The sequence below is a fragment of the Enterobacter sp. DC4 genome, assembly GCF_000568095.1.
Lineage (GTDB): Bacteria > Pseudomonadota > Gammaproteobacteria > Enterobacterales > Enterobacteriaceae > Enterobacter > Enterobacter pseudoroggenkampii.
In genome coordinates, this window is sequence record NZ_AZUB01000002.1 from 337,099 (window position 1) to 351,978 (window position 14,880).

Annotated in this window: 12 protein-coding genes and 1 pseudogene; 6 read left to right on the forward strand and 7 right to left on the reverse strand. The window is 58.3% G+C overall.

Annotated elements, in window-relative coordinates; all coding sequences use genetic code 11:
* Positions 1-2 precede the first annotated feature (2 nt).
* Both dadX and P349_RS27025 read left to right on the forward strand, forming a co-directional pair.
* Positions 3-1,073 (forward strand): catabolic alanine racemase DadX, encoded by a 1,071-nt coding sequence (dadX, locus tag P349_RS16625; RefSeq protein ID WP_032647719.1) that lies wholly within the window; start codon positions 3-5, stop codon positions 1,071-1,073.
* A 16-nt stretch (positions 1,074-1,089) separates the two neighbouring features.
* Positions 1,090-1,236, forward strand: a pseudogene (locus P349_RS27025) (hypothetical protein); the annotation flags it as partial.
* On the opposite strand, the gene P349_RS16620 reads toward P349_RS27025, so the two are convergent.
* Positions 1,171-2,904: a potassium/proton antiporter gene (locus P349_RS16620; RefSeq protein WP_032647718.1), complete on the reverse strand. Its 1,734-nt coding sequence runs from the start codon at positions 2,902-2,904 to the stop codon at positions 1,171-1,173. The pseudogene P349_RS27025 and the gene P349_RS16620 sit on opposite strands and share 66 nt — an antisense overlap.
* Before the next feature lie 97 nt (positions 2,905-3,001).
* Complete coding sequence (ldcA, locus tag P349_RS16615; RefSeq protein ID WP_032647716.1) at positions 3,002-3,916, reverse strand: muramoyltetrapeptide carboxypeptidase; 915 nt, start codon at positions 3,914-3,916, stop codon at positions 3,002-3,004.
* Between the two features lie 107 nt (positions 3,917-4,023).
* Between ldcA and emtA the strand changes: the two genes are divergently transcribed.
* Entirely contained in the window at positions 4,024-4,635 is a 612-nt protein-coding gene (emtA, locus tag P349_RS16610; RefSeq protein ID WP_024909815.1) for a membrane-bound lytic murein transglycosylase EmtA, read from the forward strand.
* A 37-nt stretch (positions 4,636-4,672) separates the two neighbouring features.
* Here emtA and ycgR read toward each other — a convergent pair whose 3' ends face one another.
* Positions 4,673-5,404, reverse strand: coding sequence for a flagellar brake protein YcgR (gene ycgR / locus P349_RS16605; RefSeq protein WP_024909816.1), 732 nt, complete (start codon positions 5,402-5,404; stop codon positions 4,673-4,675).
* Between the two features lie 208 nt (positions 5,405-5,612).
* Between ycgR and P349_RS16600 the strand changes: the two genes are divergently transcribed.
* Both P349_RS16600 and P349_RS16595 read left to right on the forward strand, forming a co-directional pair.
* Entirely contained in the window at positions 5,613-5,867 is a 255-nt protein-coding gene (locus P349_RS16600) for a GlsB/YeaQ/YmgE family stress response membrane protein (protein ID WP_008502662.1), read from the forward strand.
* A 112-nt stretch (positions 5,868-5,979) separates the two neighbouring features.
* Positions 5,980-8,082 carry a TonB-dependent siderophore receptor gene (locus P349_RS16595; RefSeq protein ID WP_032647713.1) on the forward strand — a complete coding sequence of 701 codons (2,103 nt, stop codon included), beginning with the start codon at positions 5,980-5,982 and terminating at the stop codon, positions 8,080-8,082.
* Between the two features lie 494 nt (positions 8,083-8,576).
* Here P349_RS16595 and P349_RS16590 read toward each other — a convergent pair whose 3' ends face one another.
* On the reverse strand, positions 8,577-10,262 hold the full coding sequence (locus P349_RS16590) for an alpha,alpha-trehalase (RefSeq protein ID WP_032647712.1): 1,686 nt from the start codon (positions 10,260-10,262) through the stop codon (positions 8,577-8,579).
* Positions 10,263-10,364: 102 nt separating this feature from the next.
* On the reverse strand, positions 10,365-11,321 hold the full coding sequence (locus tag P349_RS16585) for an AraC family transcriptional regulator (protein WP_032647710.1): 957 nt from the start codon (positions 11,319-11,321) through the stop codon (positions 10,365-10,367).
* A gap of 115 nt (positions 11,322-11,436) precedes the next feature.
* Here P349_RS16585 and P349_RS16580 point away from each other — a divergent pair, with 115 nt between their 5' ends.
* Positions 11,437-12,624, forward strand: coding sequence for an MFS transporter (locus tag P349_RS16580; RefSeq protein WP_032647709.1), 1,188 nt, complete (start codon positions 11,437-11,439; stop codon positions 12,622-12,624).
* Between the two features lie 40 nt (positions 12,625-12,664).
* Here P349_RS16580 and gap read toward each other — a convergent pair whose 3' ends face one another.
* Positions 12,665-13,675: a type I glyceraldehyde-3-phosphate dehydrogenase gene (gene gap, locus P349_RS16575; protein WP_032647707.1), complete on the reverse strand. Its 1,011-nt coding sequence runs from the start codon at positions 13,673-13,675 to the stop codon at positions 12,665-12,667.
* A gap of 78 nt (positions 13,676-13,753) precedes the next feature.
* On the reverse strand, positions 13,754-14,734 hold the full coding sequence (locus tag P349_RS16570) for a GlxA family transcriptional regulator (protein WP_032647705.1): 981 nt from the start codon (positions 14,732-14,734) through the stop codon (positions 13,754-13,756).
* Positions 14,735-14,880: the final 146 nt, after the last annotated feature.

Consider the following 14,880-nt stretch of genomic DNA (forward strand, 5'->3'; position numbering starts at 1 on the left):
TCATGTCCCGTCCTGTTCTGGCCCAGCTGAACCTGCAGGCCCTGAAGGATAATCTGCAAATTGTTCGTCGGGCGGCACCTGGTTCGCGCGTCTGGTCGGTGGTGAAAGCGAATGCCTATGGCCACGGCATTGACCGTATCTGGAGCGCCCTGAGCGCCACCGATGGTTTTGCCTTACTCAATCTGGAAGAGGCCATTCTGCTGCGCGAGCGCGGCTGGAAAGGGCCTATTCTGCTGCTGGAAGGGTTTTTCCACGCCGACGATCTGCCGCTGCTGGATAAGTACCGTCTGACTACCAGCGTGCACAGCAACTGGCAGATTAAGGCGATTCAGGATGCGAAGCTCCATGCTCCGCTGGATATCTATCTTAAGGTGAACAGCGGCATGAACCGCCTGGGCTTCCAGCCTGAGCGGGTGCATACGGTCTGGCAGCAGCTGCGCGCGCTGAAGAACGTAGGTGAAATGACGCTGATGGCGCATTTTGCCGACGCGGAAAGACCGGACGGCATTGCCGATGCCATGGTCCGCATTGAGCAGGCGGCAGAAGGGCTGGACTGCCCGCGCTCGCTGTCGAACTCGGCGGCCACGCTGTGGCATCCCGAGGCGCACTATAACTGGGTGCGTCCGGGGATCGTTCTGTACGGCGCGTCTCCCTCAGGCCAGTGGCAGGATATCGCCAACAGCGGCCTGAAGCCGGTCATGACCCTGCGCAGTGAAATCATTGGCGTGCAGACGCTGAAGGCCGGCGACACGGTGGGCTACGGCAGTCGCTACCGGGCAAAGGGCGAGCAGCGGATTGGCATCGTGGCGGGCGGCTATGCCGACGGCTACCCGCGCATCGCGCCGACCGGTACGCCGGTCTGGGTCGATGGGGTTCGCACGGGAACGGTGGGCACCGTATCAATGGATATGCTGGCCGTTGACCTGACGCCATGCCCGCAGGCGGGCATCGGTTCACCGGTCGAGCTGTGGGGTAACGAAATTAAGATTGATGACGTTGCTGCCGCGGCGGGCACGGTGGGGTACGAATTGATGTGCGCGCTGGCACCGAGAGTGCCGGTTGTGACGGTGTAACGAATGTTTGTGTCGGGTGGCGCTAACGCTTACCCGACCTACGTTCGAGGGTTTTGTAGGCCGGGTAAGGCGAAGCCGCCACCCGGCAAAAAAACCGCTACTCCGCTTCCTCTTCCATCGGCCTCAAACCGACTTTCCGCACCGCGTTATCTTCTTTTTCGGCAACGGTCCAGATCATCCCGGCAAACTCCACCTGGTCTCCCACGACCGGGGCAGCGCCAAGCCGCTGCTGGATGATTTCGCCCAGCGTTTGCTGGTTATCTCCGTCTTCAGCACCTTCATCCAGGCCGTAGATCAGCGCGACATCGGCAAACCTGGCGCTGGCTTCCAGAATAAAATCGCCAAAGAAACGCTGATCCAGCGCCACCGGAGGCGACTGGCTGAACAGTTTGCCCAGCGCGGGCAGGTCGCGCTCGCGGCCAATCACGCAGAGAATATCCCCTTCGCGCAGGCGGGTGCTGCCGGTAGGGTGCAGCAGAACGTTGTCGCGGAACAGAGCGGCAATGCGCGTTTCGGCCGGCATGTGCAAATCGCGCAGTGAAGCCCCCACGCACCATTTGTCGGCGCTCAGCTGATAGACGAACTGTTCCCACGGGTTCTCCGGATGAATGTCGAGCCCCACGCGGGAGACCGGCCAGCCCACGGGAGGGACCACCACTTTGGCTTTTTTAGCCGCCCACCCGAGCGAGGTTCCCTGGAACAGCAGCGAAATCAGTACCACGAAGAACGCCACGTTAAAGAACAGCCGCGCGTTATCCAGACCGGCCATCATCGGGAACACCGCAAGGATAATCGGCACCGCGCCGCGCAGGCCCACCCAGCTGATGAAGATCCGCTCGCGCAGGTTGAAGCCACGAAACGGCAGCAGGCCTGCAAATACCGACAGCGGACGGGCAAAGAAGATCATCCATGCAGAGAGCAGCAGCGCCGGAACGGCGATCGGCAGCAGGTCCGATGGCGTAACCAGAAGACCCAGCACCAGAAACATGCCGATCTGCGCCAGCCAGGCCAGGCCGTCGAAGTTCTGCAAAATGGCATGCCGGTTACGAATAGGGCGGTTGCCCATCAGGAACCCGCAGAGGTAGACGGCGAGAATGCCGCTGCCGTCCACTGCGGTAGTGACGGCAAAAATGAGAATGCCGCCGCTCAGCGCCAGCAGCGGGTACAGCCCCAGAGGAAGCGATATACGGTTGATCGTCTGCTGGAGCAGATATCCCCCTGCCAGGCCGATGACAATCCCCAGGCCAAACTGCTGCAGAATATGTAACGCAAACGTCCAGCTCAGCCCGCTTTCATGCTGCTGAATCATCTCGATAAGCGTAATGGTGAGAAACACCGCCATCGGGTCGTTACTGCCGGATTCAATCTCAAGCGTGGAGCCAACGCGTTCGTTAAGCCCTTTTCCGCCGAGCAGAGAAAACACCGCTGCCGCATCGGTTGAGCCAACAATCGCGCCAATCAGCAAACCTTCCATGATATTGAGATGGAAAAGCCACGCGGCCATCATTCCGGTGAGGCCAGAGGTAATCAGCACGCCGACCGTGGCGAGCGACAGCGCGGGCCCCAGGGCCACGCGGAAGGAGCTCGCCTGAGTGCGCATCCCGCCGTCCAGCAGGATCACCGCCAGCGCGAGGTTACTCACCATGTAGGCGAAAGGGTAGTTATCGAAAGGGATACCGCCAATGCCATCAATGCCGGCCAGCATGCCGATGGCGAGGAAAATGACAAGAATAGGTATGCCGAGACGCGATGAAAATGAACTTAATAAAATACTGCTGGTTACAAGGACCGAACCCAAAATGAAAAGGCTGATTATCGCTGCGGCATCCAATGTTCTCTTACTCCCACCTCAATGTTAACGCTGTTACTAAAACCCTAACATATTAACGACGGCAACAGCGTTTTATTAAGGGGGTATAACGGCTTTTTTATGCCTTTATGACAGGATGGCCGCTGATGGTCAGCCGACTGCCGGAATCATTGTGGATCAGCGAGGCGTGTGCCCCCAGTGCCAGGGTCACGGTGCGCTGCTCATGGCCGAAATCCAGACCGGTAATGACCGGAATATCCAGCCGCGAGCGAATGAACTCAACCATGGTCTCCAGGGAGTAACCCGCGTCATAGTCATTCGGCGCAGAACCGCTGAAGCTGCCCAGCACAATCGCGGACTGGCGTTCAAGAATACCGGCATGATAGAGCTGCAACAGCATGCGCTCGACGCGGAACGGATGTTCGTTGATATCTTCCAGCACCAGAATGCCGTCCTCAATGTGCGGCATCCACGGCGTGCCGATAAGCGAAACCAGCATCGCCAGGTTGCCGCCCCAGAGCTGACCTTCGCATTCCCAGTGCGGCCCATTGCCTTGCCACTCCACGCTGTAGGTGGAATTGCGCAGCGCGCGCCAGAAGTGTTCCATGGTAAACGCATTCAGCTCCGGGGCACCGAAGTTACCGGCCAGCATCGGGCCGCTGAAGGAGATAACGTTATGCAGCGCCAGCAGCCCTAGCTGGATGACGGTGAAATCGCTGTGGCCGCAAATCAGCAGTGGATCATGCTGCTGGCGCTGCGCCAGACCCTGCCAGTCAATGCTCTCCAGCAGCCGGCTCGCGCCATATCCGCCGCGCACCGCCAGCACAATCCGGTTTTCACCCTTCAGGTTCACCAGGCTGTTGATATCATTCAGCCGCTGCGCTTCTGTACCGGCAAAACGCTGCTGGCGGCGGGGGATAATCGTCTGATTTTCTACCTGATGACCCGATTCCAGCAAACGCTGAACGCCCCGCTGCGCCGCGTCCTGGTTAATGCAGTAGCCCGACGGCGCGATGAGATGAAACTGAGACATGGCAATTCCTTGCTGAATGAGAAACTAATTGTCTATATCATGCCGCGTATACGACGCCTGCTTCAAGAGGCGGCGCACCGCGATGACCGGCTATAAGGATAGATGACGTGAAATTGAGATGGTTTGCTTTTTTGATTGTGTTGCTTGCTGGCTGTAGTTCAAAACATGATTATCAAAACCCACCCTGGAACCCGGAAGTGCCGGTGAAACGGGCCATGCAGTGGATGCCGATCAGTGAACAAGCCGGGAAGGCCTGGGGCGTCAGTCCGCGTCTTATCACGGCGATCATTGCGGTGGAGTCCGGCGGTAACCCTACGCTTGTCAGCAAATCCAACGCGGTGGGGCTGATGCAGCTTAAAGCGTCAACGGCGGGGAAAGAAGTTTACCGCTATATGGGCTGGAGCGGTCAGCCGTCAACCAGCGAGCTGAAGAACCCGGAACGTAACATTTCAATGGGCACGGCTTATCTGAGCATCATGGAGCACGGCGTGCTGAAGGGCATTAAGGATCCGGAGGTGATGCAGTACGCGCTGGTGGTGTCTTACGTTAACGGTGCCGGCGCGTTGCTCAGAACCTTCTCCTCTGACCGCAAAGAGGCGATAGAAGAGATTAACGGCATGGACAAAGACGAATTCTTTGAGCATGTGGCGAAAAATCACCCGGCACCACAGGCGCCTCGTTATATCTGGAAAGTACAGAAAGCGATGGATGCCATGTAATGCCGCAGACGGGCGGCGGTCACGCTGCCCGATTTTCTTACAGAACTTTATTTGCGCGTTCCCGCGCCTCCCGCTCCAGCGAATAGATGATGCGCTGAAGCTCACGCTCTGCACCGGGCCCGACGTTCAGGAAGCGGAAGCTCAGACGCGGGGTGGTGATGGTTTCATTTTTGCTGTCCACGACGGTACGGTCGCTGATGGCAATCAGCTGTGCATCGAAATAAAAACGACCCCAGCCCCCCATATCCAGTTCAATTTGCGTAAACCGCATGCCTTCTACCAGTCCGTCGGGTTTCGGCGTATCCATCAGCGCACCCATGCCGCCCAGCGACAGATCGAAGAGGCGGAAGCGGATCTCTTTTTTATCCGGCATTTTGGCCTTACAAAAATAGGCGGGGTGAAGCGGAGCGCTAATGCGGAAATATTCACGACGCTGAACAAACCAGAGATTGGTGGGAAGTGGGGTAGCAAAAGCAGGGAGTCCCTGGTACTCGCTCAGTTCCAGTCGCGACAGGACAAACTCCACTTTGGCGCCCTGCGTTTCGGCCATCACCGCGATATTCTCCGCCTTCAGCGCCGCGCGGTTTTCATACTCCTGACTGCCTAAATCAATCACCAGCCGCTCCTGCGAGGCGTCAAGGATCTTGCTGATGAACTGATTATTCGACCAGCTGATGCGCAGCGGCACTTCACCTTTTTGCAGGTCGCGTAATACCCCTAATACAGCCAGCGGATTTTGCTTGAGGAACTGCTCACTGTAATGACTCACGCCGGATGGCTCCTTGATTGATGACAGACTGTCTTAGCGTTATCGGCAATCTGCAATGAAACTTAATACAAACCGGTGAGTTTTTTTTGCCTGTTTACGTAAAGATAAGTCGGTGAGATGAAAATGGTTTTCCGGCGATGACCTATACTTAAGTTAGCTGTGCAGAAGGTTTTCTGCGCACGCGTTAAACCTGCAAGAGGGCATCGCTATGGGTATCATCGCCTGGATTATCTTTGGTCTTATTGCTGGCGCTATCGCGAAATTGATTATGCCGGGAAACGATGGCGGCGGCTTTATTTTGACCTGTGTACTCGGGGTCGTTGGTGCGGTTGTGGGCGGCTGGCTGGCGACGATGTTTGGCTTCGGAGGCAACATAAGTGGTTTTGACCTGCACAGTTTTCTGGTCGCTGTCGTGGGCGCCATTGTGGTGCTGGGCATATTCAGGTTACTGCGACGAGCATAACATAACGTAAACGGCTCTCTGCGGAGGGCCGTTTTTTTGCCTGTGTATTGATTTGTTAATCTAAATGATAATAATTGTCGTTCCGTATCGCATCTAACAACAAGACGACATTATGACTCCCTCACGTTTTACGCTATGCGCCCTGGCAGGCGCCGTCACGTTCGCACTGCACGTTCCGGCATTCGCCGAAGAATCCACTATCGTCGTCACCGGCGCAGAGCAGGGCAGCGCGCTGCCGGCCTGGACGAACAGCGCCACGAAGTCGGCCGTTGCTGAAAGTAAAACGCCGCAGGTCATCACGACCGTCTCTGCGCCGGAAATTGAAAAACGCCATGCGAATTCGGTGAATGAAATCCTGCGCTATGCTCCGGGCGTCTCAACCGAGGTGCGGGGGAATACCTCCTACATGAGCGAATATAAAATTCGTGGCTTTACCGTCGACCAGGAGTTCTACAACGGGCTGCAGCTGCCCTATAACGTCACCGGCAATACCAAAGCGCGCATCGATCCGCTGTTGATTGACAGCGTTGATATCCTGAAAGGTCCCTCATCGGTTCTTTACGGCGGTGGTTCGCCGGGCGGGCTGGTGAATATCCAGAGTAAAAAGCCGCAGCGTGAAGCGCGAACCGAATTCGGTTTTAACACCGGCAATCGCAACCTGAAAGAGGGCTATCTCGACTCAACCGGGCAGATTGCCGACAGCGACTGGAACTACCGTCTGCTGGGTAAAGCGACGGAAAACGACGATCAACCGCACACCACCCGGTATGAAAACTATCTGGTTGCTCCGTCCGTCACCTGGCAGCCCGACAGCAAAACCCGCCTGACTCTGGATGCGCTGGCGCAGAACTCTCCGAGCCTGACGCCGTCAAACCCGCTGCCATTCGCCTATCTGCGCTCGAAATACGCGGGCAAGCGCGATTACGCCGGTGATGAGTGGAATGGGTTTAAGCAGCGTCAGTGGATGCTGGGCTACAGCTTTGAACATGCGTTCGACAGCGGCTGGGGCTTTAACCAGAAGGCGCGCTATTTCGACGTCGATACGCATCAGCGCAGCGTCTATGCGACGGGCACGGGAAGCGAGGTCTATCAGCTCAACCGCTTTGCCTACACCACCGATGAAGATCTGCATAGCTTCAACATCGATAACCAGGTGACTAAAACCGTGGCGCTGGGCGACTGGAAACACCATCTGCTGGCCGGGTTTGACTACCAGAAGCTGAACTCCCATTTCCACTACCGTTACGCGTCGACCACGCCGGGCATGGATATGCGTCATCCTGACTATTCGCAAATCAGTGAAAGCGCATTAGGGCTGTATACCGCCCAGAAAAACCGGCTGAGCTATCAGCAGAACGGCTACTACCTGCAGGATCAGGTGGAGTGGGATGGCTTAAATCTGCTGGGTAGTCTGCGCTACGACGATTATCGCTCCGTCACCACCAATTATCTGCAAAACGGTGATAAGGACTGGGTATCGCAGGATCGCGTCACCAAACGTCTGGGCGCGCTTTACGCCTTTGATAATGGTCTGTCACCGTTTATCAGCTATTCCGAAGGCTTTGCGCCGGTGTCGCCGAAGGGAACGCTCGCGGCGAAAGACGTCAAGCCGACCACCAGCAAGCAGGTGGAAGGTGGAGTGAAATATCTGCTGGCCGACTACGCCACCACCTTTACCGCTTCGGTGTTCAACATCCGTCAGAAAAATGTCGTCACCTCCGATCCGGGCTTCCTGAACTATCGTCAGACCGGGGAGGTGGAATCCAAAGGGGCAGAGCTGTCTGCCATCAGCCGCCCGGCGGACAACCTGACGCTGATTGCTAACTATGCCTACACCCACGCGATCAATACGGAAGATGATAAATACAAAGGGAAACGTCCAACGCAGGTGCCGGAGAATGCCTTCAACCTCTGGGGGGATTACACCTTTGAAAACACGCCGCTGAAAGGGCTGATGCTGGGAGCGGGCGCACGCTATACCGGCCCGATGGAAATCTCTCCGGCAAACGATGCGGGTAAGCTGGGCGGCACCACCCAGTACGATCTGGCGGCCTCGTACCGGATGGGCGAGATCCTGCCCTCGCTGGCAGGGCTAACGCTTAAAGCCAGCGCGCAGAATATCACCAATAAAGAGACGCTGACCTGCTACGACGCGACCAACTGCTGGATTGGGCGTGACAGAACGTATCAGCTAGGGGCGAGTTACAGTTTCTAAGGAACCAGGGGAGCCCCAACAAAATACGCAATCGGACTGCCCCCTCTCCTCTTAGGGGAGAGGGCTGGGGTGAGGGGGAACATACGGCTGTGGTGGTCATTCCGTTCACTTTATGTTCCTTGCTACTCTTTAACGACATGGTCTGTGAACGTGCCAGGGTGGCTCAGTCGCCACCACCCTGGCGACCCGGGCTCCCGGCGGTAAATCGCCGCTTCGCGGTGCCCTCGGCGTATTCCTTCCGGCTTATCGGGGACGGGCGGAGGTAACATCCCTGTAAAGCCCGCCCTCTCGGCGCATCCATGCGCCTCGCCCCGGCCGGAAGGCAAACGCCTCAGCGATTTACAGCCGGACCAGAGCATCGCTGAAAGCCTTCAGTCGTTCTGAAACAACGTTATTGCTTCTGCTTAAAAATTACTGGGGATCCCTTTCCCGGTGTGAAGAGGGTTAGCAAAAGTAGGCCGGGTAAGGCGTAGCCGCCACCCGGCAATACTCACTTACTGCGCCGTCGCTTTTACCGGCGCCACCTCATCATTCGCCGCAGGCCGATTCTCCGGCACGCTGTCGCACGGTTTCTCTTTCGGGCAGACCCGATCCAGCATCTTCAGCGTCACGCCGTTGCTCCAGCCAAAGCCGTCCTGCAGCGGATATTCGCCGCCGCCGCCGCCCGTACCGGTTGTCGACACGTCATATTTCTCGACCAGTTTCTTTTCCCGGTCGTAAGTATGCTGAACGTTTTTCAGGAAGCGCCAGGTCACATCCATCGAGACCTTCTCTTGCCCGTAATTCTGCAGCCCTTCCGCGGCCACCCATTGCAGCGGGGCCCAACCGTTTGGTGCATCCCACTGCTGGCCACTGTTGACGGTGGTGGTCGCAATACCGCCCGGTTTCAACAGGCGCGATGAGGTTGCCGCGGCGACTTTATCGGCCCGATCCTGCGCCGCCGCCTTCACGTAAAGCGGGAACAGGGCTGCTGCCGTGAGCTGATTGCGTACCTTTTTGCTCTTCAGATCGTAATCCGCGTACCAGCCCTCTTTGTCATTCCACAGGTGGCTCTCGATGGCTTTCTGGCGCGCGGTGGCCAGCGCCTCGTATTTGCTTGCGCTGGCGGCGTCGCCACTCTCCTGGCCTGCCCGCGCCAGCAGTTTTTCCATCTTGAACATCAGGGCATTCAGGTCCACGGGGATAATGCTGGTGGTCCGAATGGTGCCGAGTTTTTGCGGATCGTCCATCCAGCGGGAGCTAAAGTCCCAGCCTGAGGCCGCGGCGGAACGCAAATCACGGTAGATCTCGGTTGCCGGTCGGTTAGGGTTACTTTTGGCGGTATTCACATCGTCAAGCCAGGACTCCGGGCGCGGAGTGTCGCGGTCATCCCAGTAGCGGTTGAGGACAGCGCCGTCATTCAGCTTCACCACGCGCTTGTTGGCCTGACCCGGCTGAAGGGCGTCGACGCCGTCCATCCAGTAGGCATACTCTTTCTCCATCTGCGGACGATACTTCTTCAGCGCATCGCTGTCGTGCGTTGCCAGCAGTTCCACCATCAACGAGAAGAACGGCGGCTGGGATCGGCTCAGGTAATAGCTGCGGTTGCCGTTGGGAATGTGGCCGAAGGTGTCAATCTCATAGGCAAAGTTATCCACCATGTCGCTGATTTTGTCCCAATGATCGCTCTCTGCCAGGCCCAGCATGGTGAAATAGCTGTCCCAGTAGTAGACCTCGCGGAAACGTCCGCCGGGCACAACGTAAGGTTTGGGTAACGGCAGCAGGGAATCCCATTTGTTGCTGGCTTTATCCGTGGTGCGCGTCAGTACGGGCCAGAGATCGTCAATATGCTCACGTAGACTTTGTCCAGCAGGCGGAACATATTTTTCCCCTTCCGCAGGGAGCGTAAAGTTCATCTCGACAAAGTGGCGTAAGTCAAAGCTGGACTGTGTGTGCTGCATCCGATAGTCCGCCAGAATCATCAGCGGGTCGCTTTTGGGGACGGCATCCGCAAAGGTTTTCTGATCGGGAAACAGTTTGGCGCTCTGCACATCATTAAACAGCGGGCCCAGCAAAATATCGGGTGAGGCTGTCTGGGCTGCGGGGCTATCGTCGGCATAACCGAATGTCGTTACGCCGAGCAGCGCGCCGCCTAACGCAAGGGTCAAGAACGCGGGGCGTAGTGTACGAGGTGTTATCATCAGTTCGTCTCCTGTCTTCACTAAACAGCGTGACCGCTGTTGTCAATCACCTGAAAACCTTAGACGAATATTGCCCGCTTCGCGTTAAATATTGCTGGCCAGTCAGACCTCTTCCGGCGTCTGGCTGGCTTCCCGCAGCGTGCCCGGCGCATGTCCAATAATACGCTTAAATGCCCGGCTAAATGCCGCCAGAGAGCCGTACCCCAGCCGCAGCGCGACGGTTTCTATCGGCTGATTTTCATGGCGAATGTACTGAATGGCCAGGCGCATCCTCAGCTCGCTGAGATATTTTGCCGGAGTGGTTCCCGTCGCGGCCAGAAACCGTTCGGCGAACACGGAGCGGGACGTGCCCGCTTCTTTTGCCAGATCCGCCACGCTCCAGTTCAGGCCCGGCTGCTGGTGCATGGCGTAAATGGCCCGGCTCAGGCGCGGGTCGTGCAAAACCTGCACCCAGCCGGTGGCTTTACCACAGCCGCCTTCAACCCAGCCGCGCACAATTAAGGCCGCTACCACGTCGGCCAGTCGCGCAAGGATCCCGGCAAACCCGGCCTGACGTGCCACGGACTCCCGCTCCATCGCCGCCAGCAGCGGGTGGATCTCCGGCCAGGTGGACATTAACCGGCTGACCATCATCACTTCCGGCATTGCCTTGATCAGCGGCTGCATTCCGCCCAGCTCAAAATCCATGCACCCGCTAAAGATGAGGGTGTTCTCGCTCTCCGGGCAGGGCTCGCAGGTGATGGCGCAGACCGAGCTGCAGATAGGCTCGCTCGGAAAGGCGTTGACAGGGGTAAGAGGAGCCTGCTCGTCAGAGAGCAGGGCATGGGAATTCCCGCCGGGAATAAAGAGGGCGTCGCCACCGCTCAGTTCGAACGTTGCTCCGCTCTCCATGCGCAGCAGAGCGCTACCGTGGCTCACAAAATGAAACTGCGCCCGGCCGGGAGCCTGATGAAACGCGACGCCAAATGGCGCACTGGCTTCAATCCGCCGGTATTTCACGCCTGACAGGCGCATGCCGCGTAAAAGTTCGCTGATCAAATCGGGTGACTGTACGGTCATGGCGCAACTCCGGACGAATAATCAATAAGTGGAGATTATATGTCATAGATCGTCCAGGGTGAACCTTCTATTCTTTTGCGACTGTAGTCACATTTTTATAACGGGAGATCAACAGATGAGTTCATGTGTCGCGGCGAGCGAGGCGGTAGCGCCTGCAAAACCCGCCTGGCGGGCCGTTTATTCACTGGGGCTGGGGGTATTTGGTTTGATTACGGCAGAATTTCTGCCGGCCAGTTTGTTAACGCCAATGGCCGCGAGCCTGGGCGTGACCGAGGGGATGGCCGGACAGGCCGTCACCGCCACCGCGCTGGTGGCGCTGGTGACCGGGCTGCTGATCACCCCGGCAACCAAAAGTATCGACCGCCGCTGGGTGCTGATGTTTTTCTCGGTGCTGCAAATTATCTCCAGCCTGCTGGTGGCCTTTGCGCCCAATCTGCACGTCCTGCTGATGGGGCGCCTGCTTCTGGGGATAGCCATCGGGGGATTCTGGGCGATGTCGACGGCCACGACAATGCGTCTGGTTCCGGCGGATAAAGTGCCGAAAGCACTGGCGGTGATCTTCTCCAGCGTATCGATTGCCACGGTAGTCGCGGCGCCGCTCGGCAGCTATCTGGGCAGCCTGATCGGCTGGCGCAACGTCTTTATCCTCTGCATTCTGCCAAGCATGCTGGCGCTGCTGTGGCAGCTCTGGGTCCTGCCGTCCATGAAGCCGGAGAGCAGCGGCAGCCTGAGTACGCTGTTCCGCGTGCTGCGTCGTCCGGGGATGATCGGCGGCATGCTGGCAACTATTCTGATCTTCAGCGGCCATTTCGCCTTCTTTACCTATCTGCGTCCGTTCCTGGAAACGGTGGGGCAGGCGAGCGTGGAAACCATTTCACTGATCCTGCTGGGCTTTGGTATTGCCAACTTTGTGGGCACCTCCGTTGCCGGGCATCTGCTGGCACGCAATCTGCGCCTGACGCTGGCGCTGGTGCCGTTTGCGATGGGCGTTCTCGCGCTCATGATGGTCGCCTTTGGTCATCTGGCCATGCTGGACGGTCTGCTGGTCGCGCTGTGGGGCTTTGCATTTGGCCTGGTTCCGGTGGGCTGGTCAACCTGGCTTGCCACCACTGTCCCGGATGAAGCCGAAAGTGCGGGGGGGCTGCTGGTGGCCTCAATCCAGCTGGCGATAAGCGCCGGTGCGGCCGGAGGCGGGGCAGTATTTGACCTCAATGGCGCCAGCGGCGTATTCGCGGGCAGCGGTTTCCTGCTGGTGATGGCGATGGTGATTGTGTTTATGGGTGTGAAAGTGAAAGCGGAATGATTTTTTGCCGGGTGAGCGTTAGCGCCACCCGGCCTCAGGCTTACAGCCCTTTCTTATCCATCAGCACCGCCAGATCCACCAGGCGGTTGGAGAAGCCCCACTCGTTGTCATACCACGCCAGGATCTTCACCATGTTCCCGCCAATCACCAGCGTGGAAAGCCCGTCGATAATCGACGATCGCGGGTCACCCTGGTAATCGCTGGAAACCAGCGGTTCATCGCTATAGCCCAGAATGCCTTTCAGGGGCCCGCTGGCGGCCGCGTTGCGGAACGCGTCATTCACCTCTTCGGCGGTCACGTTGCGGCTCAGCGTCACGGTTAAATCCACAATCGACACCACCGGCACCGGCACGCGCAGGGAGTACCCGGTCAGCTTGCCGTCCAGGGAGGGGATGACTTTCCCCAGCGCTTTCGCCGCGCCGCTGGAGTAGGGCACAATCGACAGCGCCGCCGCGCGTGCGCCGCGCAGATCTTTCTCCGGCTGATCGTGCAGCGCCTGACTGTTGGTGTAGGCGTGCGTCGTGTTCATCAGGCCATGCTCAATCCCGAACTGCTGGTGCAGCACCTGAGCGGCCGGCGCCAGACCGTTGGTGGTGCAACTCCCGTTGCTCACCACTGTGTGCCGGGCGGGATCGTACTGGTCATGGTTAACGCCCATCACAATCGTCAGGTCGTCGTTCTTCCCGGGGGCGGAAATGATGACGCGCTTAGCGCCGCCGTGGGTGATATGTACCGCCGCTTTCTCCCGCTCGGTAAAGAAGCCCGTGGCCTCAATCACCACGTCGGCGCCGACATCACGCCACGGAATATTCGCCGGATCGCGTTCGCTAAACACCGTGATCCGCTGCCCGTCTACCTGCAGCGCGCCGTCAGCCGCTTCAACGGGCGCGGGCAGCTTGCCCAGAAGGGAATCATGTTTCAGCAGGTGGGCGAGGGTTTTACTGTCCGTCAGATCGTTGATGGCCACAATCTGCAGATCCGGGTTACCTAGCGCCGCGCGCAGGAAATTACGTCCGATACGGCCGAAACCGTTAATACCGACCTTAACCATGATGCACTCCTTATCTCTGTTGTCTGGAGTCACTGTAGGCGTCGGGCCGGTTGGCGTAAACGACAAAAAAGGATCAGATTACGCCATCTTGCGGCAGTGGAATCGCTGGCGGTACTCGCCGGGGGTAAGGTGAAGCTGTTTCTCAAAGATGCGGCGCAAATTAATGCTGGTGCCAAACCCGCTTTGCTCAGCAACGCGCTCCAGGGAGTCATGGGTCTGCTCAAGCAGCTGGCGGGCGGCGGCCAGACGCGCTTCGGTCACGTAGCGGGCAGGAGAGATCCCGGCCTCGCGGGTAAACACGCGGGTGAAGTTACGCGGGCTCATTGCCGCTTTCTCGGCCAGATTTTCCACGCACAGATCGGCGGTGAGGTTCTGCAGGATCCAGGTTTGCAGTTCGCTTATCGGGCCCGATGCGCCGGGCTGCTGCAGGCTGTAACGACTGAACTGCAGCTGGCCGCCGGGACGACGCAGATACATCACCATATCCTGCGCCACGTCGCGGGCGAGGGTAAATCCGTAGTCGTCCTCCACCAGCGCCAGGGTCAGATCGAACCCGGAGCTTACGCCGCCGGAGGTCCAGATGGGGCCGTCCTGAATATACAGCGGACCGCCTTCGACGTGGATAGCCGGATACTGGGTTTGCATCGTCTCCAGCAGCCGCCAGTGGGTGGTGGCGCGACGACCGTCCAGCAAGCCGGTCTGGGCCAGCAGCATCGCGCCGCCGCAGATAGAGGCTACCCGCCGGGCATGCGGCGCAGCGAGGTGCAGCCAGTCGACCACCGCCGTGCTCTCCAGCTCGTTCATGCCGCGTCCGGTAATGATAATGGTATCCAGCGGTTCACGCGGATCCAGCTCCGGCAGACGATAGTCCGCCAGCAGGTTCAGGCCGGACTGGCCGTGGATCACCTGGTGAGGCTGCGTGGTAGCAATGATAATTCGGTAGCGGGGCTGCGCAAGCCCTTCCGGATGCAGCCGATTGGCCTGCATCAGAATGTCGGCGATACCGGCGGCTTCAAACAGCATGCCGCCGTCGGGAACGATAATCAGGATCTTCTTCATGTCCTGAAAAGTACCTTTAATACAGAATAAGTCAAGCGACGCGTGCGCTCTGTGTTTCTGGCAAAGCAAAGCGATTTAAGTTCTTTGTTATTTCAGGCGTAATCCCCGATCGTCAGGGCTCTGTCTCTGGCGAAACGGCGTCTGAA

Coding starts and splice junctions, on each gene's coding strand:
- dadX (WP_032647719.1), top strand. CDS start 3: ATGTCCCGTCCTGTTCTGGCCCAGCTGAACCTGCAGGCCCTGAAGGAT.
- ldcA (WP_032647716.1), bottom strand. CDS start 3,916: ATGTCTCAGTTTCATCTCATCGCGCCGTCGGGCTACTGCATTAACCAG.
- P349_RS16600 (WP_008502662.1), top strand. CDS start 5,613: ATGGGTATCATCGCCTGGATTATCTTTGGTCTTATTGCTGGCGCTATC.
- P349_RS16595 (WP_032647713.1), top strand. CDS start 5,980: ATGACTCCCTCACGTTTTACGCTATGCGCCCTGGCAGGCGCCGTCACG.
- P349_RS16590 (WP_032647712.1), bottom strand. CDS start 10,262: ATGATAACACCTCGTACACTACGCCCCGCGTTCTTGACCCTTGCGTTA.
- P349_RS16585 (WP_032647710.1), bottom strand. CDS start 11,321: ATGACCGTACAGTCACCCGATTTGATCAGCGAACTTTTACGCGGCATG.
- P349_RS16580 (WP_032647709.1), top strand. CDS start 11,437: ATGAGTTCATGTGTCGCGGCGAGCGAGGCGGTAGCGCCTGCAAAACCC.
- gap (WP_032647707.1), bottom strand. CDS start 13,675: ATGGTTAAGGTCGGTATTAACGGTTTCGGCCGTATCGGACGTAATTTC.
- P349_RS16570 (WP_032647705.1), bottom strand. CDS start 14,734: ATGAAGAAGATCCTGATTATCGTTCCCGACGGCGGCATGCTGTTTGAA.